Origin of the sequence: Mycobacterium nebraskense, from assembly GCF_002102255.1 — a bacterium.
Taxonomy (GTDB): Bacteria; Actinomycetota; Actinomycetes; order Mycobacteriales; family Mycobacteriaceae; genus Mycobacterium; species Mycobacterium nebraskense.
In genome coordinates this window covers 1-1,165 of sequence record NZ_LQPH01000012.1, presented here as the reverse complement: position 1 = coordinate 1,165, position 1,165 = coordinate 1, and the positions used below count along the sequence as shown (strand labels likewise).

At 68.7% G+C, this 1,165-nt stretch carries 1 pseudogene; it reads left to right on the top strand.

Annotated features, from left to right (window positions below):
* A pseudogene (locus AWC17_RS01610) lies at nucleotides 1-1,165 on the top strand (PPE family protein); the annotation flags it as partial.

Sequence of the window (1,165 nt, the reverse complement as noted above, 5' to 3'; positions counted from 1 at the left end):
GTGTTTGATTTTGGGGCGCTTCCGCCGGAGGTTAATTCGGCGCGGATTTATTCGGGTCCGGGGTCGGGATCGTTGATGACGGCGGCGTCGGCGTGGAATGCGATTGCCGCGGAGTTGCAGTCGGCGGCGTTGAGCTATCAGAACGTGGTGACTCAGCTGGCCAGTGAGGAGTGGGCGGGGACGGCCTCGGCGGCGATGGCGCTGGCGGCGACTCCGTATGCGGAGTGGTTGAGCACCACGGCGGCTCAGGCTGAGCAGGCGGCCACCCAGGCCGCCGCGGCGGCGGCGGCGTATGAGGCGGCGTTTTCTGCGGTGGTGCCTCCACCGGTGATCGCGGCCAACCGTGCCCTGGTGCAGCAGTTGCAGGCGACCAATGTGATTGGGCAAAACACCGGGGCGATCGCGCAGTTGGAGGCCCAGTACGGCGAGTTCTGGGCCCAGGATGCGGGCGCGATGTCGAACTACGCGGCGCAGTCGACGACGGCGACCAAGGGCATCACGCAGTTTTCGGCCGCGCCCAAGGTGACCAATGATGCGGGCACGGCCACCCAGGCCAGCACGGTCGCCAACGCCACGGCCAACACCACGGCGGGCAACGCCGCCAACACCGTGCAAAAAGCGGCGACGCTCGCGCCGACGACAACGACGCCGACGACGACGGCGTTACTAGCTCCACGGCTACCCAAGACCCGCTGTCCGAGATCTGGTTCCTGTTGACCGGGCAGACGTCCTTCCCGACCAACCTGGGAACACTCGTCAACGGCTATAGCCCGTTCGCGGGCTTGTTCTATAACACCGAGGGTCTGCCGTACTTCAGTATCGGTATGGGTAACAACTTCGTGCAGATCGCCAAGTCGGTGGGGGCGATCGGTGGTGCGGCTCCAGCGGCGGCCAAGGCGCTGCCCGGCCTGGGCGGGCTGGGTGGTCTGCTCGGCGGTGGTGCCGGAGCCGTGCACCCGGCGGCAGCGATCGGCGGGGCGACGTCCATCGGTGGCAAGTTGTCGGTGCCGGTGGCCTGGAACGGCGGTCCTGCGGTCCCGGCCATGGGGCACACCGCCATCCCGGTCAGCGCCATCAGCGCCGCGCCCGAGGCGGCCGGGGGACCGGGCAACCTGCTCGGTGGCATGCCGCTGGCCGGTATGGGCACCGGCACCCACGCCGGTGC